The following is a 24,642-nucleotide window of genomic DNA, read 5'->3' as shown; positions in this document are numbered from 1 at the left end:
AACGCGCCCCTGGCAAATTGTGGCTGTAGTTTCACAAGCGGACGCTAGCGCGGCTTGGCGCTCGGGAGGGGCAATCCCCAACTTCGAATCCCGCAATAGCCCTGCGCGAGTTGCTATTCCTTTTCCACATTTGCCAGAGCCATTTGCAGTTTCACGATCTTCGAGTCGCGCAGGGCGGCCAGTTTTTCAATAGACACATCGCCGATGGCTTCGCCAAGACCCTCAGCGAGCATTTGAGATACTTCAGGGGTGAGTTGCGGAGTACCGAGATCTTCCCACCAGCCGTTGAATGTATCGGAAAAATGGTCACAGAAAGCCGCCAAACCGCCTGATCCGGCACCAAGACTGAACAGCGTCGTCGGCCCCATTACCGCCCACCGAAGCCCGGGGCCTGCGGACATGGCTTTGTCGATATCTCCTACGCTGGCCACACCGGATTGCACCAGATGGATCGCCTCGCGCCAGACGGCGGCCTGAAGACGGTTTGCCACATGGCCCGGGACTTCCTTGTTCACGCGAATGGTGACCTTGCCGATATCCTTGTAGAATGCCTCGGCTGTGGAAACCACGCCTGGATCCGTCAGGTCATTTCCCATCACCTCGACCAGGGGGATCAGATGCGGCGGATTGAAGGGGTGGCCCAGAATGAAGCGCCGGGGGGTTCCCCATCCGGCCTGCATCTGGCCAAGCGTCAGGCCAGAGGCCGAGCTTGCCACGACGGCATCCGGTTCGACAGCAGGTTCGATCTCCGCAAAGATGGCGTGTTTGATTGGCAAGCGTTCCGGGACGTTTTCCTGAATGAAGCCAGCGCCTTCAACAGCCTCGCGCGCCGAAGGCACAAAGGTGACTCGATCCGGACTGCCTCTTGACGTCAGGCCCAACTCGCTCATGGTGTCCCAAGCCTGATCGATATAGGCGCGCACGGCGTCCTGCGCGCCTTCAGCCGGGTCGTAAACCGCAACCGAACGGCCGGAGGCCAGGAACAGCGCCGTCCAACTGGCGCCGATGGTCCCGGCCCCCAGCACGGCAGTGTGTGTGATATCAGCCATCAGAACAGACCCGTGTTGATTGGCGATGCGGCGGTCATGCCGCCGTCGATGGTGAACAGCTGCCCGGTGGCGAAACCCGCCTCGTCCGAGGCCAGCCAGACCGCCATGGCGGCGATGTCCGCGGGCTGGCCGAAGCGGCGGGCTGCATGGCGTGCCAGTGCGTCCTGTCGTGCCGCTTGTGGGTCATCCGACAGATCAAAGCCCGCCTCCAGCATGCCGGTTTCGATCCACCCCGGACAGATCGCATTGCAGCGGACACTGGGGCCATGATCGACCGCGATGGAGCGTGTCAGCCCATGCACAAAGGCCTTTGACGCGTTGTAGAGCGCCATCGTGGGGTCCGCGACCTTGCCGGATATCGACCCGATATTGATGATCGACGCGCCCTGAGGCATGACGGGAATGAACGCCCTGCACATGTTGAACACGCCGCGGCAATTGGCTCCGATGATCAGATCCCAATCGGCGTCAGTGCTGTCCACAACAGTCTTTTCGACCTGAACCCCGGCGTTGTTCACCAGGACATCGATGGAGCCAACGGCCAGCGCCAGTTCCATGACCCGCTCTGCATCCGCAACATCCGCGCTGTGCCAGGTGACAGACTCCGGCAGATTTTCCGGCCGGTCCCCGCGCCCACAGGTACTGACGGTTGCGCCTTCGGCCATGAAAGCCTCGACAATGCCGCGCCCGATGCCCTGACGACCGCCGGTGACCAGCGCTTTTTTCCCCGCGAGCCGCATTAGTGCGCCACCATGACATGTCGGATCGAGGTATAGGCGTCCAGCGCATAGACGCTCATATCGCAGCCGGTACCGGAGCCCTTCATCGCGGCCCAAGGCATTTCCGGGGTGCCCACGCCGTGGGTGTTGACCCATGCAAAGCCGTAGCGCAGGCGGCTGGTCATTTCCATCGCGCGGCCGACATTGGCGGTCCAGACAGAAGAGGCCAGACCATACCGGCCTGTGTTGGCGATGCGCAGGGCGTCTTCGGCGTCTCGGAAACGGGAGACCGAAACAACAGGGCCGAAGACCTCCCGTGTGGCAACTTCGGCGTCGTTGTCGACATTGGCCAGCACGGTCGGGTGGTAGAAATATCCGGCGCCTTCGCCCGCTGTGCCACCCGTCACAACCTCGCAGGAAGCGCGAGCGCGGTCGACGAAGCCTACAACGCGGGCGCGCTGGTTGGCCGAGATGACCGGCCCCATTTCCGTGCCCTTGGCCTTTTGCGCGCCGGTCTTGATCTGGTTGACCTGTGCCTCGATCGCCGCGACCAGCTTGTCATACACCCCATCCTGGGCCAGCACGCGGCAGGGCTGGGCGCAGTCCTGACCGGCGTTGAAAAAGCTGCCATAGCGGATGGTTTCGGCAACGGCATCTATGTCTGCATCGTCAAAGACGATCACCGGGGCCTTGCCGCCCAGTTCCAGATGCACATGGCGGATCTGATTGCCCGCAGCCCGCATTGCCGCCATGCCGGTCGCGGGGCTTCCGGTCACGGTGATGGCCTCCATCTGCGGGCTGTTGATCAATTGATCGCCGATGGTCGGGCCAGCGCCGTGGATGACATTCAGAACGCCCTTGGGCAGAATTTCGTTCAGCAGTTCTGCAGCCCGCAAAGTCGACAGCGGCGTGAGTTCGGAGGGTTTCAGCACAACCGTGCAGCCTGCTGCAATCGGTGCCGCCAATTTCCAAGCCGCCATCATCAGCGGATAGTTCCAGGGTGCAATGGCCGCAACAGGCCCAACAGGGTCTCGGCGGATCATGCTGGTATGGCCTGCGACGTATTCCCCCGCGGCAGAACCGGACATGGTCCGTGCCGCGCCCGCAAAGAAACGGAACGTGTCGATCGTCAGCGGCATTTCATCGTCGCGGGCCGAGGGCCATGGTTTTCCCGCGTCCAGGCTTTCGAGCTCGGCCAGTTCATCCTGATTTGCCTCCAGGCAATCGGCGACCGCCAGCAGCAATGCAGACCGTTCCGCCGGGGTGCTGCGCGAGAAGCCTTCGAAGGCTTCCTCAGAGGAACGCACAGCAGCCTCAAGCTGTTCCGGGCTGGCTTCCTGCACCTGGGCGATCTCGGACCCGGTGGCCGGATCCAAGATCGGCAACGCTGCGCCGTCTCCGGCAACCAGTTCGCCATTGATCAGCATGTTTATCTGCATGTTTTCCCCTTCAGAATGCAACCTGATCGCCGCCCTTCAGCCGCAGGCGCGCGCGCGCCTCGGCTGGGGTGGCCACCTTGAGGCCCAGATTTTCGATGATGTTGCGGATCTTCATGACCTGCTGGGCGCTGGACACCGCCTTTTCCCCCGGCCCGATATAAAGGCTGTCCTCCATCCCGACGCGAACATTGCCGCCCAGCAAGGCGCTTTGAGTGGTGAAGGGCATCTGGAAGCGTCCAGCGGCCAGAACCGACCACTCATAGTCATCGCCAAACAGCTTGTTGGCGATAGTGTGCATATGCATCAAGTTGTCGAGATCGGCGCCAACGCCGCCCAGAATGCCGAACACCATTTGCACAAAAATCGGACCGTCAATCCAGCCCTGGTCTCGAATCCAGGCCAGGTTGTAAAGATGGCCCAAGTCATAGCACTCGAACTCGAAACGGGTGCCGTGGCCCTCGCCCAGTTCCTTCAGGCAATACTCTATATCCGCAAAGGTATTGCGAAAGATGAAGTCGCGGGTCATGTCGAGAAACTCGGGCTCCCACGCGTGTTTCCAGTTTGAGTATTTGTCCTTCATCGGGAAGATGCCGAAATTCATCGAACCGATGTTCATACTCGCCATCTCGGGCGAGGCTTTGGTGGCGGCACGCAGGCGTTCCTCGCGCGTCATGCCAAGCCCGCCGCCGGTTGAGACATTCATCACCGCGTCCGTCGCCTGTTTGATCCGCGGCAGGAACTCCATGAACAGGTCCGGGTTCGGATCGGGCTTGCCGGTGTCCGGGTTCCGCGCATGAAGGTGGATGATCGAGGCGCCGGCCTCGGCCGCCTCAATCGAGGCCGCCGCGATCTCGCTTGGTGTGATGGGCAGGTGCTCGGACATGGTGGGCGTGTGAATTCCGCCCGTCGGAGCGCAAGTGATGATCACAGATTTCTGCTTGGGCATGACGCTATCCTCAGAGCTTCATCTGCTGGACCTGCGCGGACAGACCGCCGTCCAGTACCCACAGCTGGCCCGAGGCATAGCGCGCCTCATCCGAGGCCAGCCAGTTGACCAGATTGGCGATGTCATCCGGCGTGCCATAGGTGCGCATCGGGTGGACATCGCGCACCGCCTGCTGCAATTGGTCAATGGTCTTCCCGCCACCGCCGGAACCATCGCCCGTGAAGAAGCTTTGCAGCATCGGCGTGTCGATGTAGCCGGGGCAGATGGCATTGACACGGATGCCCTCAGGTCCATGATCGCAGGCCATCGCACGGGTCAGCGCATGCACCGCCCCCTTGGTGGCGCAGTAGGCCGCGAGGCCGGGGTCGGCGATGAAACCATCATAAGACCCGAAGTTGATGATTGAGGCCGAATGTCCCGACTGAGCGGCAGCACGCATGAGCGGCAGCGCGTTTTTTGAGGTCAGGAACGTGCCGGTGCAGTTCACGGCAAAGCTGCGGTTCCATTCCTCCAGCGAGGTATCCTCAATGGTCTTTTCAATCTCGATCCCGGCAGCGTTGACCAGGATGTCCAGCTTACCGGCTTCGGATTTGACCTGCTCCATCGCAGCAATAGCGTCCATTTCCTGAGTGACGTCCAGCTTGACAAAGATACTGCCATCCTCGTCATGCTCTGCCAGAGAGCCTCGCGGTGTCAGATCAGCGGCATACACCCGGGCGCCCTCGCGCAGGAAACGCGCGACAATTGCGCGGCCAATGCCTCCGCGGCCGCCGGTGACCAATGCGGTTTTGCCTTCAAAAATTCCTGTCATCGGGGTTCCTCGGGTTCAGACGGTAATGTTCAGCGGCCACGGTCCAATCCATGTGGTTGCGCACATATTGCTGGCTGGCGTCAGAGGGCGGGTTGTAATCCCAATGCTCTCCGGTCCCCGCATCCATCGCCGCCTGCAAGGCGCGGCGGGACTTCTGTGTGGCGATGATGTTGCGGCGGAGATTTTCGCTATCCCACCGCCCAGCCACCTCAGCCGCAAAGGCAACGACGGCGTCCTTGTAGACTGGATCAGAGGCAAGGTTTCTGGTCTCCAGCGGGTCTTTCGCCAGATCATAGAGTTGCGGCGGATCGGGGTCGCAGTGGATGTATTTGAGCGGCCCGCGACGGATCATGAAAACGGGATACGGCGTCATCTCGGCACAGTATTCGCCGATCGCTTCGTCCATCGGGTCGGCCTCGCCGCGGGCCAACGGCAGCAGCGATCGGCCATCTATGGGCTCGCCAAGGATCGCCATGTCGCCTCCCGCGAGGTCAATGAACGTTGGCAGAAGGTCGAGCAGTGAGCAGGCGTTGGATGCCGCGCCTTGCGCCATGCCTGCACCGGCCATCACGAGGGGCACCCGGGCAGAGTGTTCGAAGAAATTCATCTTGTACCACAGTCCGCGCTCACCCAGCATGTCACCGTGGTCAGCCGTGACGATGACGACCGTGTTTTCACTTTCACCGATGTCATCAAGTGTTTTGACGATTTCACCGACCTTGCTGTCGAAGTAGCTGACATTGGCCAGATAAGCGCGGCGGGCGCGGCGCACCTCTTCTTCGCTCAAAGGGACAATGGCGGCTTCAATCCCGGCCATGACACGGCGCGAGAACGGATCCTGTTCCTCAAGTCCAGGAATATATTCGGGCATGGGGATGTCTTCATCATCGTAAAGATCCCACCACTCGGGTGTCGCGACATAAGGGTCGTGCGGATGGATGAAGCTCGCCACCAGGCAAAAGGGCGTTTCATCCCTCGCCGCCCGTTCGCGGCCCCGGTCTATCAGCCACCGGCGCGCGGCAAACCCCACCTCGTCGTCATAGTCGGTCTGGAAGGTGGCGACGGCGACACCGCTTTCCTTGACCGTTTCCATATTGTGGTACCACTTATCGATCCGCTCATCCGGGGCCTCCCAATCCGGGGTCCAGGCAAAATCGGCGGGGTAGATGTCGGTGGTGATGCGGTCCTGAAATCCATGCTTCTGGTCGGGTCCGACAAAATGCATCTTGCCGGACAGGCAAGTGCGGTAGCCAAGCGCCGTGAGGTAATGCGCAAAGGTCGGCACCGATGCACGGAACTCGCTGGCATTGTCATAGGCGGCAATGCGGCTGATCAACTGCCCGGACATGAAAGCAAAGCGTGAGGGCGCACAGAGCGGAGAGTTGCAATAGGCCGCATCAAATCGCATGCCGCGCGCCGCCAAAGCGTCGATATGCGGCGTCTTGGCCACCGAATGACCATAGGCGCCTGTCCAATGCGGTGCCAGTTGATCGGCCATTATGACAACGATGTTGGGTCGCGTCATCTGCCGGCCCCGGCATAGGCCTCCAAGACTAAGCCGTGAAAGTGGTGCACTGCGTGCTCGGATTTGCCCGACCCGGTTGGGTCATTCACGATACGCCCTTGGGTAAAGGCGGGCGTATTCATGCCGCGCTGTACGCTCTCTACCAGGCTGATGTCTTCGACCTGCAAAACCTCGTCTAGGTAGCGGATCGCATCCAACTCGGCTTCGTTGGGTCCAGGCGTTTCCAGGAAGAAATCATAGGTTTCGAGAGTCCGGTCCGGGCCGACCGGAACGATGTTCAGAACGATCATGCTGGATCGCCCCGGATACCGCATCAGGCAGGTCGTCGGCCACAGCCACCAGACCGCATGGGTGCGCACGGTCGCGTTGGAGACGTCGTAGGCGGAATTTGCGGATTGACCGGCATCGGCCATATGGCTGGAGTAAATCCCGTGCGTGGTCACCTTGTAAGTGTCCATATCGACCAGATCGCAGAAATCCTTGTGTGCAGTCGGGCAGTGATAGCATTCCAGAAAATTGTCGACGACGTTCTTCCAGTTCGACTTAATGTCATAGGTCAGCCGATGGCCAAAGGTCAGTTGGTCGATATCCGGGGCCCAGTGCCGGATTTCGGTTTCCAGATTGCCGGACTGTTCCGCCAGGGACGCGGCAGATGGGTCCAGGTTGACGTACACGAAACCGGCAAACTCCTCGACCTGCACCTGGTCGAGGCAGATCTCGCCGGTGCTGAAGTTCTCCAGATGCTCGGTTTCCGGCGCACGCACCAACTGGCCATCCAGCTTATACACCCAAGCATGGTAGGGGCACATGATACGGGTGGTGCTGCCCTCCCCTTTCAGCAGCTCGTGTGCGCGGTGCTTGCAGACATTGTAAAAGGCCCGCAGCCCGCCCTCGCGATCCCGGACCACGGCAATCGGCTGTCCGGCAATTTCGACGGTGAAGAACGACCCGGGAGCGCGCAGCTTTTCCACGTGGCAGACCCATTGCCAGGACTTGGCGATGATCTCACGCTGATCGGCCGCAAACCACTCCTGCCGGACATAAGCGTCAGCCTTCAGCGACTGCGAATTGCCGGCATCCGCTGAATATCCCTCGCCGATCGCCGAGAACTGAGCACTGGTCGGTAGGTCTGACATGCCGAACACTCCCTCGCCTGCTGGGTTGCAAGGGTATGATCAGCCAAAAACCTCTGAGCGAACGATAATCGAATCGCCCTCAGCTAAACCTCATTCGCCATTTTGCGAGGGTGACGCTGGGCGGTACATCGGCCAGGCTCGGAACTCGAACGGCACGCGGCCCTCTATCCGGTCTCGGCTGGGCGGCAGTCCAAAACGCCGTTTGTAAGCCCGTGCAAAGTGCACATGACTGGGAAACCCGCACGCAAGGGCAACTTCGGAGATGGGCAGCTCGGTTTGTGTGACCAGCCCCCGCGACCGGTCCAGCCGGATATCCCGGTAGTATAGCTGCGGGCTGGTTTTTACATATTCCTGGAACAGACGGTTCAGCTGGCGCTGAGAAACCCCTGCCAGTTTGCAAAGCTCAGGAATGCTGATCAGCGTTTCCAGATGGCGTTCCATGATCTCAATGGCCTTCCGGACCTTGGGCGGCGCAGTATTCCCCAAAGGCTCAAGATGATCATCGGTCTGGTGCGCGCCCGGCCCGCGCAGATTTCTGTAGAACAAGTATTTCGCGCAGTCATTGGTCAGCGCGTCGCCTATGATGCCGCGCAGCAGGAACAGGGCGAACTCTCCCGTTGCGGCGCCTCCGCAGCATGTTCCAAGGTTGCCTTCATGCAGAAACAGATCCTCACAAATCTCCGTTTGCGGGTACTTTTCGCCAAAGGCGTCGATATGCTCATAGTGAACGGTTGCACGCCGCCCCTGCAATAAGCCTGCCTCGGCCAGGATGAAGGCCGCGGTATCGATACCAGCAATGTAACTACCGGTCCTCGCAAACTTCCTTATGGCAGACAACAGCGGTTCACTTGTGAAGGCTTCGGGCGTCCAGCTGCTTGAGACGACGACGATGTCAGGCTGTGTTTGCCTAAGCGCGTTCAGTGGTTTGACCGCAATCTCAAGGCCATTGCTGGCTCGGCACATCTCACCTGCCTCGCTCGCGATGCGCCATTGAAAAAGCTGTTTTCCGCCGAGGTAATTTGCTGCCCGGAACGGATCCAGAAACGTCGTTGTCGCCGCAAGATTGAAGTGCGGCGTGACCAGAACCAAAATCTCGGTGGTCTCATTCTTGTTCTGCATGGCCATAACGTAACGGATTCCGGGATGCACGGCGAGCGAGGTAAGATGCTTCTCCCGCCAAAACTACGGTCGCCTTTGCGGAAAGTAACAACTGCGGCCAGACAATTGCATTTCCGAGCCTTGACCCATCACAGTGGCCAAGCAGAAGGAATTGAAACGACACTCGTGAGCAGTTGGATCGTTGCTTGCATACGTCTCAGCGCTGCATTTCTGTGGCAGTCCGTTCTGACACCTCAGCTCACTCACAAACTACGACCGTTTCGGCCGCGCTAAGCCGCGATAGAAAAGGCCGGACCTTGGCACGGGCGGCTGCAAGCTCATCCCGAGCCAGGGGCACGAGAATGTTCTCTATTCGCCCGGCCTGTACACCGTGAACAACTCCTTCGGTTCGGCCACCCCGCGCAGCATGTACCGGCCCAGAGAAATCAGGTCATAGTCGCAGGGCTCGGCGGCGCGGGCGACTTCGTCCGATAGCAGGATGCGCTGACCCAATGAACGGTGCATTCCGGCGATGCGGGCGGCCTGGTTTACCGCCGGGCCGATCACGGTGAAATCCAGCCGGTTCTCGGCGCCGATATTGCCATAGAGGATTTCACCGGCATGCAGGGCCAGTGTGAACTCGGCCACCGGCAACCCTGCCGCCGCCCGCTCGGCATTCCGCGCGGCCATCCTTGTCAGCAATTCTTCCACTGCGGCTAATGCGGCACGGGCGTCGGCATCTATCTCACCCACGTCGAACATGGCCATCAGCCCGTCGCCCATGAATTTCAGGATGTTGCCGCCGCAATCATGCACGACCCCTACCGCAACCGCGAGATAGTCGTTGAGCATCGCGATCATCTCAAGGCCCGGAATCTGCTCGGACAGGCTGGTGAAGCCTTCCAGATCGAAATTCCAGATCACCGCGTCGATCTGTTGCAACGATCCGCGTCTGATTTCCCCTGACAACACCCGATGCCCGGCATCCCGGCCCAGATAGACCCCAAGCAGGTCCTTGGCCATTTGCCGGTTGGCCGCCGATTTCAGCGCCAGCCCGAGATGCGGCAGCGCCTCGCGGATCAGCGACAGATGCGCGTCGCAAAACCCATCCGGCGCGTCGCTGGTCCAGGACAGCAGGACGCCCTCGGGCGCGTTGTCGGGGTCAACCGGTCGATCCGGGTCGTATTTCTCCAAAAGCAACGCCATCGCCAGATAGTCCGTGGCGCCCCGCTGGCGTAGCTCGTTGAGAAAGGGAAACCGGCTGGCCTCATTCTGCTCCACCAGCCGTTCCCGCAATGTGTCTGTGTCGCTGCCGAGCAAAGCGTAAAGCGGGCTTTGCACCCACCTCTCTTTCGGCGTGTCGCTGTATTCGTAGTTTTCGACCAGCACACCTTGGTCCCGGGTCCAGCTGAACCCGGTGCCGCCATAGTTGGGGTGAAACGCGTTCTGCGCCGCATGAAAACGCATGAGGGGAATACCGAGCGCGGTCAGCTGGTCGCAATAGCCCTCAAGCAGCTCTTGCTGCCCGGCCCCTTCGAGCCCCCGCTCCAACAGCCAGCCGATCAGTTGGTGAGATGCGAGCAAGGGGGTGTCGATCCTGGTCATCGGAGGCTCCAATTCATACCTGCCCGATCTGGGGTCTGTGACCCGAAATTGCCAGTACGTTAATCCATACCTGCCAGCCGCCGCAGCATCATTCGCAGCAATGCCGCCTCGCCCTTGGTGAAGTGCGCGGCCAGTTTGGCGTCATAGTGCTCGGCAATGCCGCGCAGCTCAAGATAAACGGCCAAGCCCGCCGGAGTCAGAGCCAGGCGCTCAACCCGGCGATCCTTTTCATCGCGGGTCCGGCTCAGGTAGCGGCGCTTGCTCAGCTTGGCGACGGCGCGGCTGATCTTGGTCTTGTGGATGATCGCCCGCTCACCGATCTCCTTGGCGGTCATCTCGCCGTAATTTCCCAGATGAAACAGCACCCGCCATTCGGTTCTGAGCATCCCGTAGCGATTCTTGTAGACCCGCTGAAACTCGAGCGAACTTTGCTCGGCGGCCTGATTCAGCAGGAAGGGCAGGAAATTTCGCAAGTCGAAGTCATCTTTTTCTGTCATTTTCGCATCTCCTGTCCTTGTTAGTTACAAAATCAACTATTATTCGACAAGCAGCAAACGGAGGAACGCGCCATGAATCGTCCGACTGATCCGCATGAAATGACCCAGGCAGGCACGCCTGTCGGCACTGTCGAGGGCTATATGCCCGGCTTCGGCAATGACTTTGAGACCGAGGCGCTGCCCGGCGCCGTGCCGCAGGGGATGAACAGCCCGCAGAAATGTAACTATGGCCTTTATGGCGAGCAGCTGAGCGGCACCGCCTTCACCGCCAACCCGCCCGAGCGCACCTGGTGCTACCGCATCCGCCCGTCGGTGAAGCATTCGCACCGCTACGAAAAACTCGATTTGCCCTATTGGAAATCCGCGCCTTGCGTGGACCCGGACGTGATCAGCCTGGGCCAATACCGCTGGGACCCGGTGCCGCATTCGGATCAGGGGCTGACGTGGCTGACCGGCATGCGCACCATGACCACCGCAGGTGACGTAAACACGCAGGTCGGCATGGCCAGCCATATCTATCTGGTCACCGAATCGATGGTGGATGATTATTTCTACTCGGCCGATTCCGAGCTGCTGGTGGTCCCGCAAGAGGGTCGCATGCGCTTTGCCACCGAGCTGGGCATCATCGATCTGGAACCCAAGGAGATCGCCATCATTCCGCGCGGTCTCGTCTATCGTGTCGAAGTATTGGAAGGCCCCTGTCGTGGTTTTGTCTGCGAGAACTACGGGCAGAAGTTCGAACTGCCGGGGCGTGGCCCCATCGGTGCCAACTGCATGGCCAACCCGCGGGATTTCAAGGCACCCGTGGCAGCCTTCGAGGACCGCGAGGTGCCCTCGACTATCACCATCAAGTGGTGCGGCCAGTTCCACACCAGTAAGATCGGCCAGTCCCCGCTGGACGTTGTCGCGTGGCACGGAAATTACGCGCCCTACAAATACGATCTGCGCAACTACTGCCCGGTCGGCGCCATCCTGTTCGACCACCCGGACCCGTCGATCTTTACCGTGCTGACCGCGCCCTCGGGCCATCCCGGCACGGCCAATATCGACTTTGTCCTGTTCCGCGAGCGCTGGATGGTCATGGAGGACACGTTCCGCCCGCCCTGGTATCACAAGAACATCATGTCCGAGCTGATGGGCAACATCTACGGCCAGTATGACGCCAAGCCGCAGGGCTTTATCCCCGGCGGCATGAGCCTGCACAACATGATGCTGCCGCATGGACCGGACAAGGAAGCGTTTGAAAAGGCATCGAATGCCAATCTGGGCCCGGACAAGCTGGACAACACAATGTCCTTCATGTTCGAAACCCGCTTCCCCCAGCATCTGACCGCATTTGCCGCGGATGAGGCGCCATTGCAGGATGACTATATCGACTGCTGGACCGACATCGACAAGAAGTTCGACGGCACCCCCGGCAAGAAATGACGACACTTGCGGCGATCATCCTCTGCGCAGTGATCGCCGCGCTTATCGGTTACGGGCTGTATCTGCACCTGACCGGTGACCCAATGGATGACGAGGACGATCCGGATGACACTTAAGAAAAGCTGGGTGGCTTCGGCCAACGACGCCAACCACCCCTTTCCGCTGAACAACCTGCCCTACGGTGTGTTTTCGACCGAGGGGTCGGACCCGCGCTGTGGCGTGGCCATTGGCGACATGATCCTTGACGTGACGACGGCTGAGGCCGAGGGGATCATCGCCCTGAGCGATGTGCCTCTGTTCGACGTGCCGTTCTGGAACGAACTGATGGAGGAAGGCCCCGCCGTCTGGGCCGCCCTGCGTGAGCGGCTGGTCGCGCTGCTGGCCGAGGGAGCAGCAGAGCAGGACAAGGTCGAATCGCTGCTGGTGCCGATGGAAAAGGCCGAGTTGCACATGCCTTTCGCCGTCAGCGAGTACACCGACTTCTACGCGGGCCGGAACCATGCCTTCAACGTGGGCACCATGTTCCGCGGCCCGGAAAACGCGCTGCCGCCCAACTGGCTGCACATCCCCATCGGCTACAATGGCCGCGCCTCCTCGGTCGTGGTGTCGGGCACCGATATCCGCCGCCCCTGGGGCCAACTCAAGTCTCCCGACCACGACCTGCCCGCCTTCCTGCCCTGCCGCCGCTTCGATATCGAGCTGGAGATGGGCGCCATCGTGGGCACCCCCTCGAACGGTCCGATCACAGTGCAGGAGGCGGATGATCACATCTTCGGCTATGTCCTGCTGAACGACTGGTCGGCCCGCGACATCCAGGCTTGGGAATACCAACCGCTCGGCCCCTTCCAGGCCAAGGCCACCGCCACCTCGATCTCTCCCTGGATCGTCACCAAGGCCGCACTGGAGCCGTTCCGCTGCGACACGCCTGCGCGTGAGTTCGAACTGCTGGACCACCTCAAGGATCGCGGCCCGATGCTCTACGACATCGAGTTGGAGGTGACGATGGCGCCCGAAGGCAAGGACGCCACCACCATCGCGCGGACCAACTACAAGGAAATGTACTACTCCGCCGCGCAGCAGCTGGCGCATCACACCACATCGGGCTGCCCGATGAATGCAGGCGACCTGCTGGGATCGGGCACCATCTCGGGTGCCACAAAACCCGAGCGCGGCTCGCTGCTGGAGCTTAGCTGGGGCGGAAAAGAGCCTCTGACGCTGGATACCGGCGAAACCCGCTCTTTCATCGAGGATGGCGATACGCTGACCCTCAAGGGCGCGGCCAAGGGTGATGGCTACACCATCGGCTTCGGCGGCTGCAGCGGCACGGTCCTGCCCGCCCTCGATAACCCCTACGAGAAGTAACGCCCCCACTTCATCTTTTCCAAAATACTCCCGCCGGAGGCATCCAGACCCCGCCACCGGCGCCCCGTTCGAAAAGGAATAGCACCATGGCTAAAGCTTTCGCCTCCCAAGGCGACATGACTGAAAAGAAAATCAGCTTCACCGAGGTGGGCGAGGGGCTCTATGCTTTCACCGCCGAAGGTGATCCCAACTCGGGCGTCATCATCGGCGATGACAGCGTGATGATTGTCGAGGCTCAGGCAACCCCGCGCCTGGCAAACAAGGTGATCGAATGCGTGCGCTCGGTCACCGACAAGCCGATCACCCATGTGGTGCTGACCCATTACCACGCCGTCCGCGTACTAGGTGCCAGCGCGTTCGGCGCGAACCAGATCATCATGGGCGACACCGCCCGCGCCATGGTCGTGGAACGCGGGCAAGAGGACTGGGACAGCGAGTTCCAACGCTTCCCGCGTCTGTTCGAGGGGCACGAGAGCATTCCCGGCCTGACCTACCCGACCACCACTTTCTCCGAGGACATGACCGTCTATCTCGGCAACCGCCGGGTGGACCTGATGCATCTGGGCCGTGCTCATACGGCGGGCGATATCGTGATCCATGTGCCGGACCAGAACGTGATGTTCACCGGCGATATCGTGGAATACCACTCGGCCTGCTACTGCGGCGACGGGCATTTCGGCGACTGGGGCGATACGCTCGACAATATCAAGGCCTTCGACGTGGACGCCATCGCGCCGGGTCGCGGCGATGCGCTGGTCGGGAAAGAGATGGTGAACGCCGCCATCGAGAACACCCGCGATTTCGTTGAAAGCACCTATCGCCCCGCCGCCCGCGTGGCCGCCGGCAATGGCACATTGAAAGAGGCGTGGGACGCGGTACGCGCCGAATGCGATCCCAAATTCGCCGACTACGCGATCTATGAACACTGCCTGCCGTTCAACGTGGCCCGCGCCTATGACGAGGCACGCGGCATCGACACGCCGCGCATTTGGACCGCCCAGCGCGATCTGGAAATGTGGGAAGCCCTGCAAGGTTGACCCGCGAATCGCGGGGCGACCTTGATCCAGATCGTGTCGCCCCGGGAAAAACGATGTGACCATGAGCCAAGACCTCCGGCGCCATCGTGGCGGAGGACAGGAGATTTGCGTCCTGCATCCTGTTCGGACGCACAGCCATTGGGGGGAGAGCCCATGAACAAGATTTTCGAAGTTCCACTCTATGCCTACGAGCGCAGTCCCGATCAGGACGCGCCCGTGCCGGCACGCCACAAGGTGATCGTCGTCGGCGCGGGTCCCATCGGGCTTGGCGCGGCCATCGACCTCGCCCAGCAGGGCGTCGAAGTGGTGGTGCTTGACGACAATGACAAGGTCAGCTTCGGCAGCCGCGCCATCTGTTTCGCCAAGCGCCCGCTGGAGATCCTCGACCGTCTGGGCTGTGGCCAGCCGATGGTGGACAAGGGTGTCGAGTGGGACGTCGGCAAGGTCTTTTTCGACGACCGGCAGGTCTATGAGTTCAACCTGCTGCCCGAGGAGGGGCACCAGCGCCCGGCCTTCATCAACCTGCAACAGTATTACTTCGAAGAATACCTGGTGAACCGCGTTCGCGAGTTGCAGGCCGAGGGCGCACCCATCGAAATCCGGGGCCGCAACAAGGTCGAGGCCATCGGCACTCATCCCGATCATGTGAAGCTTGAGGTGGAAACGCCCGAAGGCTCCTACACGGTCGAGGCCGACTGGCTGATCGCATGCGACGGCGCCGGATCGCCCATCCGGGCGATGCTGGGCAAGGACTTTGTCGGCCGCGTGTTCGAGGACAATTTCCTGATCGCCGACGTGATCATGGAGGCCGATTTCCCCACCGAGCGCTGGTTCTGGTTCGACCCGCCCTTCAACAAGGGCCAGTCGGCACTGCTGCACAAACAACCCGATGGCGTCTGGCGCATCGACCTGCAACTGGGCTGGGACATCGACAAGGAACGCGAGAAGCGCCCCGAGAACGTCATCCCGCGCCTCAAGGCGATGCTGGGCCAGGATGTGAAATTCGATCTGGAATGGGTCAGCATCTACACATTCCAGTGCCGCCGGATGGAGCAGTTCCGCCACGACCGGGTGATCTTTGCCGGTGACTCGGCGCATCAGGTCTCGCCCTTCGGTGCGCGCGGGGCCAATTCGGGCCTGCAGGACACTGACAACCTGTGCTGGAAGCTGAAACTGGTGCTCGACGGCAAGGCACCGGAAAGCCTGCTGGACAGCTATGACATCGAGCGTATTCACGGCGCGGATGAGAATATCCTGAACTCGACCCGGTCAACCGATTTCATCACGCCCAAGTCCGAGATGTCCCGCACCCTGCGCGATGCGGTGTTGGACCTGAGCGAGCATTACGAATTCGCGCGTCCGCTGGTGAATTCCGGCCGCCTGAGCGTGCCCTGCACCTATGACGGCTCGCCGCTCAATTCGGCAGATGCGTTGGATGGACCGGCGCGCACCCGTCCGGGCTCACCCTGCCCCGACGCGCCGCTGAAGGATGAGTTCCTGCTGCCGAAGCTGGGCGGCAAGTTCACGCTGCTGACCATCGACGCGGATGCGCCGGATGTGATCGAAGAGGACGGGGTCGAAGTCACCCGCCTTGCGCTTTCGGTCAAGGACGACCCGACGCTGGAGTTGAAACGCCGCTATCTGGGCGACAATGACAGCGCCGTTTACCTGATCCGCCCGGATCAGCACGTGGCCGCCCGCCGTCCCAGCTTTGACGAAAACATGTTCCGGCACGCGATCCGCCGGGCCACCGGCAAGGAGTAAGCGACATGACCGATCTGATCCTGACCCCGAATATCGACGGCGCAGACGATTTCTATGCCGATCTTCTGGCCGCGCATGAAGGCCTCGAAAAGTCTGACAGCGACGCATTGAACGCCCGCCTTGTGCTGGTGCTGGTCAACCATATCGGCGACCGCGCAGTGCTGGACCAGGCGCTCAAGGCCGCCGCCCTTAAACAGGAGTAACCCCATGAAAATCGAACAGATCCATCACGTTGCCTATCGCTGCAAGGACGCCAAGGAAACCGTCGAGTGGTACGGCAAAATGCTGAACATGGACTTCATCCTGGCGATTGCCGAGGATCACGTCCCCTCGACCCACGAGCCCGATCCTTACATGCACCTGTTCCTGGATGCCGGGAACGGTAACGTGCTGGCATTTTTCGAGCTGCCGACCAAGCCCGAAATGGGCCGCGACCCCAACACGCCGAAATGGGTGCAGCATATTGCTTTCAAGGTGAAGGACCGCGACGAGTTGGTTGCGTTCAAGGACCACCTTGAAGCCAATGGCGTCGAGGTTCTGGGCGTCACCGACCACTCGATCTTCCACTCGATCTACTTCTTCGATCCGAACGGGCACCGCATCGAACTGGCCTGCCCGGATCCGGAGGAAGAGGCGATGCTGGCCAAGCTGGATACGGTGAAATGGGAGATGCTGGAAGAGTGGTCGAAGACCAAGAAAGCGCCCAAACACGCGGACTGGCTGCATGCCAAGGAACTGGGTAACGTCTGACCACAGGCGATGCGTGCGACAGAGGCAATCGGCCCCGCGCCGGTTGTCTTGCGTTTGGGAGGAACGGGATGAGCGACGTGGTGCTCTATGACTACTGGCGGTCCTCAGCCAGCTACCGGGTGCGGATCGCGTTGAATCTGGCGGGGATCGCTTACCGCCCGGTCATGGTCGATCTGACCAAAGGCGCGCAGAAATCGCCGGAGCATCTGGCCCGCAACCCGCAGGGCTTCGTGCCGGTGCTCGAGATCGACGGGCTTCGGCTGACGCAGTCACTGGCGATCCTTGACTATCTGGACCAGACTCGGGGTATAGGCCTGTTGCCCCCCACGCCTGCCGCGCGCGCGCGGGTGCAGGCGCTGGCCCATGCCATTGCGGTCGACATCCACCCGGTCTGCAACCTGCAGGTCGCCAAACACGCAACGGCGCTGAGCGGAGGGGCTGAGGGGATGCCCGGCGACTGGATGCGCCATTTCATCCGTCCCGGGCTGCTGGCCTTTGAAAGCCTGCTGAGCGGGTTCGATCAGAGCCCCTATTGCTGCGGCGACACACCGGGGCTGGCCGATATCTGTCTCATGCCGCAGCTCTACAATGCGCGCCGGTGGGAAGTGGACGTGTCGGACATGCCGCGTCTGCTGGGTGCCAAGGCCGCCTGTGCCGAACACCCAGCCTTTGCCGCCGCACATCCGGATGCAAACGCGCCTGCGTAGCTCCTCCTTCATGCACAGAATCTGTGTGCGGTTGCGGGTGTTCACCACTACCCGCACGCCCTAGTTTGAGGGCATCCGCTCAAAGAGGTCCAGATGCCCGAGATCACCGGCTATCACGCCCATGTCTATTTTGACGCCGACACGCAGGAGACCGCGCAGCAGGTCTGCGAGGATGCCGCACGCCTGTTCCCGGTGCAGATGGGCCGGATGCATGCCCGCAACGTGGGCCCTCACCCGCGCTGGAGCTGTCAGCTGGGCTTTGCCGCCGATGCCTTTGCCCGGGTGATGCCGTGGCTGATGCTAAATCGGCGGGGGCTGACGATCTTCACCCATCCCGATACCGGGGATCACCTGGCCGATCACCGTGACCGGGCGATCTGGATGGGAGAGGTGCTGGAACTGGATCTTTCGATCTTCGATCAGGCGTGAGACGGGAAAAGCCGCTTCGAAGCGGCTTGCAAGCGGTTAAAACCGCTTGCCCAAGGCGTTTCCAAACGCCTTTCCCCGCGCTGATTTCAGCCTGATGCACCGATCAATCCTATCGCACAACCGATCCGGCTGGCGCCCAAATTTCTTCGAAGAAATTTGACCCAGCACAAACCGTTCACAACGATCGGGCCTGATCGCGCAGCACGAATTTCTGGATCTTCCCGGTCGAGGTCTTGGGCAACGCCCCGAACACCACCGTCTTAGGCGCCTTGAAATGGGCCATGTTGTCCCGGCAAAAGGCGATCAGTTCGGCCTCTCTGGCCTCCACCCCAGGCTTCAGCTCGACAAAGGCGCAGGGGGTCTCACCCCATTTTTCATCCGGCCGCGCCACCACGGCTGCCTCCATCACCGCCGGGTGCTTGTAGAGGATGCCCTCGACCTCCACAGACGAAATATTCTCACCGCCGGAGATGATGATGTCCTTTGACCGGTCCTTGAGCGCGATGTAGCCGTCTGGATCCATCACCCCTAGATCGCCAGAGGCGAACCAACCGCCCTTGAAGACCTCGCCGGTGGCCTCAGCGTTTTTCAGATACCCCTTCATCACGATGTTACCCTGCATGAAGATCTCGCCCATGGTCTCGCCATCGGCGGGCACCGGCTCCATCGTTTCGGGATCGGCGACCATCAGGCCCGAGAGCGCCACGTATTTGACGCCCTGACGCACTTTCAACGCCGCGCGCTGCTCGGCGTCCTTGTCGTTCCATTCGTCCTTCCAGGCGCATACGACCGAGGGGCCATAGGTCTCGGTCAGGCCATAGACATGCGTCACCTCGACCCCCATCCCTTCCATCTTCTCGATCACGGCGGCGGGCGGCGGGGCGCCTGCGGTCATCACTTTGATCTCGTGATCAAAATCCTTGAGCGCATCCGGCGCATTGGCCAGCATGTTCAGCACGATGGGCGCGCCGCAGAAATGAGTAACCTTTTCCTCGCGGAAGGCGCGATAGATCGGCTCGTCCCGCACCGCGCGCAAGCAGACCGACACGCCCGCATTGGCGGCCATGGTCCAGGGGAAACACCAGCCGTTGCAATGAAACATCGGCAGCGTCCACAGATAGACCGAGTGTTGCGGCATGCCCCAGGTCAGAATATTCGAGGTCGCGTTCAGCGCCGCGCCGCGATGGTGATAGACCACCCCCTTGGGATTGCCCGTGGTCCCCGACGTGTAGTTCAGCGTGATTGCGTCCCATTCATCTGCTGGTAGCGACCAGTCGAATTCAGGATCACCCTCGGCCAGCAGCGCATCATAGGTGAGCGCTCCTAGGTTCTCGCCGCCGTCATAGCTCGGGTCTTCGATGTCGATCACCAACAGATCCGAACGTTCGACCTGTTGCAGCGCCTCTTTCACTACGCCCGAAAACTCCGGGTCCACCAGCAGCACCTTGGCCTCGCCATGGTTTAGGATGAAGGCGATGACCGGCGCGTCCAGACGGGTGTTGATCGCGTTCAACACCGCACCGGCCATCGGTACGCCGAAATGCGCCTCGTATAGCTCGGGGATGTTGGCGGCGATGATCGACACAGTGTCGCCGCGCCCGATCCCGCGCGCCGCAAGCGCACTGGCCAGCCGGCGGCACCGCGCATAGGTCTCGGCCCAACTATAGCGCCGATCCCCGTAAACCACCGACGGATAGTCGGGATACACCGCCGCCGTCCGCTCGATATAACTCAGCGGCGACAGAGGTGTGTGATTGGCACGGTTTTGATCCAGATGGCGCTCGTATATATTCGTCGCTGTCATCTGCCATTCCTCCCTGGTCTTCGATCCGAGTTTGAGCACAAAGGCACCGCTCTGACAAACCCGTGAAAATACCAAGGCTGCAAGACTGGCAATACGCGACCGGGCGAACTGGCCCTATCTAACATGGCCCTTTCGCGCTGATCTGAAACATGGAAAACAACCTGCCCGGACGGGACCAATCCCGATTCCCGCGCACCGCTTCACTCTGAAAGGGCATGTCATGGACGGCACGTTCAACGAAAACGATCTTTCCCGTGTGGTCGAGGCCGACCGCGCCCATATCTGGCATCACCTGATCCAGCATAAACCCTTTGAAACCAACGATCCGCGCATCATTGTCGAAGGCAAAGGCATGCGCGTCTGGGATCAGAAGGGCAAGGAACATCTGGATGCCGTCTCGGGCGGCGTCTGGACCGTCAACGTGGGCTATGGCCGCGAATCCATTGCCAAGGCGGTTTACGACCAGCTGATGAAGCTGTGCTATTTCGCCAATACCGCAGGCTCGATCCCCGGCTCGAACTTTGCCGAGATGCTGATTGACAAGATGCCGGGCATGAGCCGGGTCTACTACACCAACTCGGGCTCCGAGGCGAACGAGAAGGCCTTCAAGATGGTCCGCCAGATCGCGCATAAGCGCTATGGCGGCAAGAAGACCAAGATCCTCTATCGCGACCGCGACTATCACGGCTCGACCCTTGCCACCATGTCGGCAGGCGGTCAGGACGAGCGCAACGCGCAGTACGGCCCCTTTGCGCCCGATTTCGTGCGCGTGCCGCATTGCATGGAATACCGCAAGCATGAGCTGGGCAAGGAGGACCTGTCGGGCGAAGCCTTCGGTCAGGCCGCAGCCGACGCCATCGAAGAGGTGATCCTGCGCGAAGGTCCCGAAACCGTCGGCGCGCTGTGCCTTGAGCCGGTGACCGCAGGCGGCGGCGTGATCGAGGCACCCGCCGGCTATTGGGAGCGGGTACAGGAGATCTGCAAGAAATACGATGTGCTGCTGCATATCGACGAGGTTGTCTGCGGGGTGGGCCGGACCGGCACCTGGTTCGGCTATCAGCAATATGGCATCAAGCCGGATTTCGTGACCATGGCCAAGGGCGTCGCCTCGGGCTATGCGGCGATTGCCTGCATGGTAACCACCGAGGAAGTCTTTGAGATGTTCAAGGACGACACCTCGGATCCGCTGAACTATTTCCGCGACATCTCGACCTTTGGCGGCTGCACCGCCGGTCCGGCGGCGGCGATCGAGAACATGCGGATCATCGAGGATGAGAACCTGCTGCAGAACTGCACCGCAATGGGCGAGCGGATGATGGGCAACCTGCAGGCGCTGATGGAAAAGCACAAGGTCGTGGGCGACGTACGTGGCAAGGGTCTGTTCCTGGGCGCCGAACTGGTTGCGGACCGTTCGACCAAGGAACCGGTGGACGAGAAACTGGCGCAGGCGGTCGTGGCCGACTGTATGAACCAGGGCGTGATCATCGGCGTGACCAACCGCTCGCTGCCGGGCCGCAACAACACGCTGTGCTTCTCGCCCGCGCTGATCGCGACTACGGACGATATCGACCAGATCACCGACGCCGTGGACGGCGCTCTGGGCCGCGTGTTCGGGTAAGCTGTTAATTTACCTGTCTATTTCTCCCCGATCATGACAGGTTTACCGGGACCGGCGCGCACCGCGCCGGTCCTGTCTTTTGTGGAGGGTACTTCCATGTGGGCCACGCCCGTTTCGCTGACCGGTCAGCATTGCGCCGCGGTTCCCTTGTCCGCTGCACATGCGGGCGAGCTGCGCGAGGCGGCGGCCGATGGCGAGCTGCACCGCCTCTGGTACACAACGGTGCCTGCCCCGGAGGGCGTCGAAGATGAAATCGCCCGGCGTCTGCACCTGCTGGAAGGCGGTAGCATGGTGCCTTTTGCGGTGCTCGATGCCTCGGGCAAGGCGGTTGGCATGACCACCTACATGAATATCGACCACCCCAACCGGCGGCTAGAGATCGGCTCGACCTGGTACCGCAAAGCGGTGCAGCGCACGCCGCTCAATACCGAGTGCAAGCTGCTCTTGCTGCGTCACGCCTTCGAGGTGCTGGACGCCATTGCAGTCGAGTTCCGCACCCATTTCATCAATCACCAGAGCCGCCGCGCCATCGAGCGGCTGGGCGCCAAGCTGGATGGGGTTCTGCGGGCGCACATGATCATGGCCAACGGCACGCTGCGCGATACGGCGGTCTACTCGATCACGGCGCCCGAATGGCCGACGGTGAAGGTAAATCTGCAATGGCAGCTTGAGAAACCCCGAGGCTAAGGGGTCAGGCTGCACGCCCGGTGCTTAGTTCAATTCCTTAATTTACGTTCATGGTGTCAGCACCGTGCTGCCTGTGGTTTGCCGCGCCTCCAACGCGCGATGCGCATCGGCCACGGCCTCAAGCGGGAAGTGCTGGTCGATGCGGATTTTGACCTCGCTGCCCGTGATCTTTCCAAACAGCCGCCGCGCCATGGCCTGACAGGTCTCGTGCCGGGATATGTGGGTAAACAGCGTGGGCCGGGTGATCTTGAGCGATCCTTTCTGCCCCAGAATGCCGATATTGACCGGCGGCACCGGGCCTGACGCATTACCGAATGAGATCATCATGCCCAGCGGTTTGAGGCTGTCGAGCGAGCCTTCGAACGTGTCGGCGCCCACCGCATCCATCACCGCATCCACGCCCTCGCCCTTGGTCAGGTCACGCACTCGCGCGGCGAAATCCTCGGTCCGGTAGTTTATGCAGGTTGCGGCGCCATGAGCCAGCGCCAGATCGCATTTCTCGTCCGTCCCGGCAGTGCCGATCAATTTGATCCCCTCGGATTTCGCCCATTGGCAGGCGATCAACCCGACACCGCCCGCCGCGGCGTGGAACAGCACCGTATCGCCCCGGTGTAGCGAGGTGGTGCGGTGAAAGAGATACTCGACCGTCATGCCCTTGAGCATCGCGGCGGCGGCGGTTTCGAACTCGATCCCCTCGGGCAACGGGCAGACCTGCGCGGCGGGCATCACCCGCGCCTCGGCATAGGCCCCGGAAGGAGATGCGGCATAGGCGGCACGATCGCCGGGTTGCAGGTGAGTGACCCCCTCGCCCACCGCCTCGATCACGCCGGCCGCCTCCATGCCCAGCGCATGGGGCAGCTCCATCGGATAGAGACCGGTGCGCTGGTAGATATCGATGAAGTTCAGCCCGCAGGCGTGATGGCGGATGCGGACTTCGCCGGGCCCCGGCTCGCCCAGCGGGCGGTCCTCAAGGCGCAGAACCTCGGGCCCGCCAACCTCGTGAATGACAACGGTACGTGCAGTGTCGCTCATGATGTGCTCCTCCGGTTTGCAGCCAAGCTATAGCGTTTCGGGAAAAAGTTGAATCTCCAATACCCTGCCGCACCTGCGGTGCTCTTGCGATATTGGTGATGTCCGTGTCGCTTCGATTTCTCGAAAGGCTGATGCAATCCTGTCCGGCTGCACAATGCCCTATTGCATAGAGGTGATTCGTCCATTTGCCGATCTGTGCTATACTTGGCTCAGGCGTTGCCGGTCGGTCCGGTCTGACGCTTTCCGGATGCCGGACCCATTCCGCGGCGCACCGCTCACGCCAAGGAAGGGAATGACCATGGCAAAGACAATCGGAAACCCAATCTCGTGGGCCGCCCGCAATCTGGGCGCCACCGGCGAACATGTCTCGGATAGTGTCAGCCAGATCGGCAGTTCGGACACGCGCGAGCTTCCTATGGTGCAGACACTGACGATGCAGGATCTGACCGACTGCCTGAGGGCGGGGTATCAGGATTTTCTCGCAATCCGTGCCGACGCGATATTCATTGCAATCGTCTATCCTCTGGCGGGGCTGGTTCTGTTCGGGTTCAGCATGCAGATGGACATGATCCCGCTGTTGGCGCCGCTGGTGGCCGGGTTCGCCCTGCTGGGGCCGGTTGCCGCCGTCGGTCTGTACGAGATCAGCCGCCGCCGCGAACAGAGGCTTGAAGTGCATTGGCTGGACGCGTTCGGCGTCTTCCGTTCGCCCTCGTTCGGCGCGATTCTAGTGCTGGGGTTCTACCTGACGATGCTGTTTCTGATCTGGCTGATGATGGCGCAAAGCGTCTATGTCCAGACCCTCGGCCCCGAGCCGCCGGCTTCGCTCACTGCCTTTGTCCGGGACACGCTGACCACGACCGCAGGCTGGACCATGATTGTTGTCGGCACTCTTGTAGGGTTCCTGTTTGCTCTGGCCGCCTTGGCCATCAGCGTTGTCAGCTTTCCGCTGCTGCTCGACCGCAAGGTCGGGGTGCCGGTGGCGGTGGTGACCTCGGTGCGGGTGCTGCGGCACAATCCGGTGGTCATCCTGAGCTGGGGCGCCATCGTGGCTGGCCTGCTGGTCGTAGGCTCCATACCGCTGCTGTTGGGGCTGATCGTGGTGATGCCGGTTTTGGGGCACGCGACCTGGCATCTCTATCGCCGGGCCGTCGCCTGACACATCCCCGGGTATCCTTGGGTATCAATCGCCGCCACTCAAA

The 24,642-nt window shown here is 61.3% G+C and carries 23 protein-coding genes; 11 read left to right on the top strand and 12 right to left on the bottom strand.

Annotated elements, in window-relative coordinates; genetic code table 11:
* Positions 1-113 precede the first annotated feature (113 nt).
* From AB3N21_RS18710 to AB3N21_RS18665, 10 genes are all read right to left on the bottom strand, one after another.
* Positions 114-1,049, bottom strand: a complete 936-nt coding sequence (locus AB3N21_RS18710) for a 3-hydroxyacyl-CoA dehydrogenase NAD-binding domain-containing protein (RefSeq protein ID WP_367936637.1) — start codon at positions 1,047-1,049, stop codon at positions 114-116.
* Entirely contained in the window at positions 1,049-1,789 is a 741-nt protein-coding gene (locus AB3N21_RS18705; protein WP_367936636.1) for an SDR family NAD(P)-dependent oxidoreductase, read from the bottom strand. The genes AB3N21_RS18710 and AB3N21_RS18705 overlap by 1 nt, the downstream gene beginning before the upstream one ends.
* The gene (locus AB3N21_RS18700) at positions 1,789-3,207 is read right to left on the bottom strand and encodes an aminobutyraldehyde dehydrogenase (RefSeq protein ID WP_367936635.1); all 1,419 of its coding nucleotides are present in this window, start codon (positions 3,205-3,207) and stop codon (positions 1,789-1,791) included. The genes AB3N21_RS18705 and AB3N21_RS18700 overlap by 1 nt, the downstream gene beginning before the upstream one ends.
* A 10-nt stretch (positions 3,208-3,217) precedes the next feature.
* Entirely contained in the window at positions 3,218-4,153 is a 936-nt protein-coding gene (locus tag AB3N21_RS18695) for a 3-keto-5-aminohexanoate cleavage protein (protein ID WP_367936634.1), read from the bottom strand.
* Positions 4,154-4,163: 10 nt separating this feature from the next.
* Positions 4,164-4,964, bottom strand: a complete 801-nt coding sequence (locus AB3N21_RS18690; protein ID WP_367936633.1) for an SDR family NAD(P)-dependent oxidoreductase — start codon at positions 4,962-4,964, stop codon at positions 4,164-4,166.
* Complete coding sequence (gene betC / locus AB3N21_RS18685) at positions 4,948-6,489, bottom strand: choline-sulfatase (protein WP_367936632.1); 1,542 nt, start codon at positions 6,487-6,489, stop codon at positions 4,948-4,950. The genes AB3N21_RS18690 and betC overlap by 17 nt, the downstream gene beginning before the upstream one ends.
* Complete coding sequence (locus AB3N21_RS18680) at positions 6,486-7,625, bottom strand: SRPBCC family protein (protein ID WP_367936631.1); 1,140 nt, start codon at positions 7,623-7,625, stop codon at positions 6,486-6,488. The genes betC and AB3N21_RS18680 overlap by 4 nt, the downstream gene beginning before the upstream one ends.
* 90 nt (positions 7,626-7,715) lie before the next feature.
* A complete protein-coding gene (locus tag AB3N21_RS18675; protein ID WP_367936630.1) occupies positions 7,716-8,744 on the bottom strand; it encodes a GlxA family transcriptional regulator in 1,029 nt (342 codons plus the stop codon).
* Between the two features lie 348 nt (positions 8,745-9,092).
* On the bottom strand, positions 9,093-10,328 hold the full coding sequence (locus tag AB3N21_RS18670) for an adenylate/guanylate cyclase domain-containing protein (RefSeq protein WP_367936629.1): 1,236 nt from the start codon (positions 10,326-10,328) through the stop codon (positions 9,093-9,095).
* 59 nt (positions 10,329-10,387) lie between these two features.
* Positions 10,388-10,825, bottom strand: a complete 438-nt coding sequence (locus AB3N21_RS18665; protein ID WP_367936628.1) for a MarR family winged helix-turn-helix transcriptional regulator — start codon at positions 10,823-10,825, stop codon at positions 10,388-10,390.
* A 72-nt stretch (positions 10,826-10,897) separates the two neighbouring features.
* Between AB3N21_RS18665 and hmgA the strand changes: the two genes are divergently transcribed.
* The 8 genes from hmgA (at position 10,898) to AB3N21_RS18625 (ending at position 18,302) form a co-directional block, all read left to right on the top strand.
* Positions 10,898-12,253, top strand: a complete 1,356-nt coding sequence (hmgA, locus tag AB3N21_RS18660; RefSeq protein WP_367936627.1) for a homogentisate 1,2-dioxygenase — start codon at positions 10,898-10,900, stop codon at positions 12,251-12,253.
* Between the two features lie 105 nt (positions 12,254-12,358).
* The gene (gene fahA, locus AB3N21_RS18655) at positions 12,359-13,615 is read left to right on the top strand and encodes a fumarylacetoacetase (RefSeq protein ID WP_367936626.1); all 1,257 of its coding nucleotides are present in this window, start codon (positions 12,359-12,361) and stop codon (positions 13,613-13,615) included.
* An 86-nt stretch (positions 13,616-13,701) separates the two neighbouring features.
* Positions 13,702-14,652 (top strand): MBL fold metallo-hydrolase, encoded by a 951-nt coding sequence (locus AB3N21_RS18650; RefSeq protein WP_367936625.1) that lies wholly within the window; start codon positions 13,702-13,704, stop codon positions 14,650-14,652.
* A 153-nt stretch (positions 14,653-14,805) separates the two neighbouring features.
* Entirely contained in the window at positions 14,806-16,416 is a 1,611-nt protein-coding gene (locus tag AB3N21_RS18645; RefSeq protein WP_367936624.1) for an FAD-dependent oxidoreductase, read from the top strand.
* Between the two features lie 5 nt (positions 16,417-16,421).
* Positions 16,422-16,619, top strand: coding sequence for a DUF2783 domain-containing protein (locus AB3N21_RS18640; protein ID WP_367936623.1), 198 nt, complete (start codon positions 16,422-16,424; stop codon positions 16,617-16,619).
* Positions 16,620-16,623: 4 nt separating this feature from the next.
* Positions 16,624-17,166: a VOC family protein gene (locus AB3N21_RS18635; RefSeq protein WP_367936622.1), complete on the top strand. Its 543-nt coding sequence runs from the start codon at positions 16,624-16,626 to the stop codon at positions 17,164-17,166.
* 68 nt (positions 17,167-17,234) lie between these two features.
* Positions 17,235-17,873: a maleylacetoacetate isomerase gene (maiA, locus tag AB3N21_RS18630; protein ID WP_367936621.1), complete on the top strand. Its 639-nt coding sequence runs from the start codon at positions 17,235-17,237 to the stop codon at positions 17,871-17,873.
* 93 nt (positions 17,874-17,966) lie between these two features.
* Positions 17,967-18,302 carry a DOPA 4,5-dioxygenase family protein gene (locus AB3N21_RS18625; RefSeq protein ID WP_367936620.1) on the top strand — a complete coding sequence of 112 codons (336 nt, stop codon included), beginning with the start codon at positions 17,967-17,969 and terminating at the stop codon, positions 18,300-18,302.
* Positions 18,303-18,477: 175 nt separating this feature from the next.
* Here the strand turns inward: AB3N21_RS18625 and AB3N21_RS18620 are convergent, their stop codons facing one another.
* Complete coding sequence (locus AB3N21_RS18620; protein WP_367936619.1) at positions 18,478-20,106, bottom strand: acyl-CoA synthetase; 1,629 nt, start codon at positions 20,104-20,106, stop codon at positions 18,478-18,480.
* A gap of 220 nt (positions 20,107-20,326) precedes the next feature.
* On the opposite strand from AB3N21_RS18620, the gene AB3N21_RS18615 reads away from it, so the two are divergent.
* On the top strand, positions 20,327-21,724 hold the full coding sequence (locus AB3N21_RS18615) for an aspartate aminotransferase family protein (RefSeq protein ID WP_367936618.1): 1,398 nt from the start codon (positions 20,327-20,329) through the stop codon (positions 21,722-21,724).
* A gap of 96 nt (positions 21,725-21,820) precedes the next feature.
* Entirely contained in the window at positions 21,821-22,411 is a 591-nt protein-coding gene (locus tag AB3N21_RS18610) for a GNAT family N-acetyltransferase (protein ID WP_367936617.1), read from the top strand.
* A gap of 48 nt (positions 22,412-22,459) precedes the next feature.
* On the opposite strand, the gene AB3N21_RS18605 is transcribed toward AB3N21_RS18610, so the two are convergent.
* Positions 22,460-23,443 (bottom strand): quinone oxidoreductase, encoded by a 984-nt coding sequence (locus AB3N21_RS18605; protein WP_367936616.1) that lies wholly within the window; start codon positions 23,441-23,443, stop codon positions 22,460-22,462.
* Between the two features lie 298 nt (positions 23,444-23,741).
* Between AB3N21_RS18605 and AB3N21_RS18600 the strand changes: the two genes are divergently transcribed.
* A complete protein-coding gene (locus AB3N21_RS18600; protein ID WP_367936615.1) occupies positions 23,742-24,599 on the top strand; it encodes a DUF2189 domain-containing protein in 858 nt (285 codons plus the stop codon).
* The last annotated feature ends 43 nt before the right edge of the window (positions 24,600-24,642 follow it).

This window comes from Ruegeria sp. (assembly GCF_040830605.1).
Classification (GTDB): domain Bacteria; phylum Pseudomonadota; class Alphaproteobacteria; order Rhodobacterales; family Rhodobacteraceae; genus Ruegeria.
Note: the sequence above shows the minus strand (reverse complement) of the source record. Positions and strands in the feature narration are given on the sequence as shown.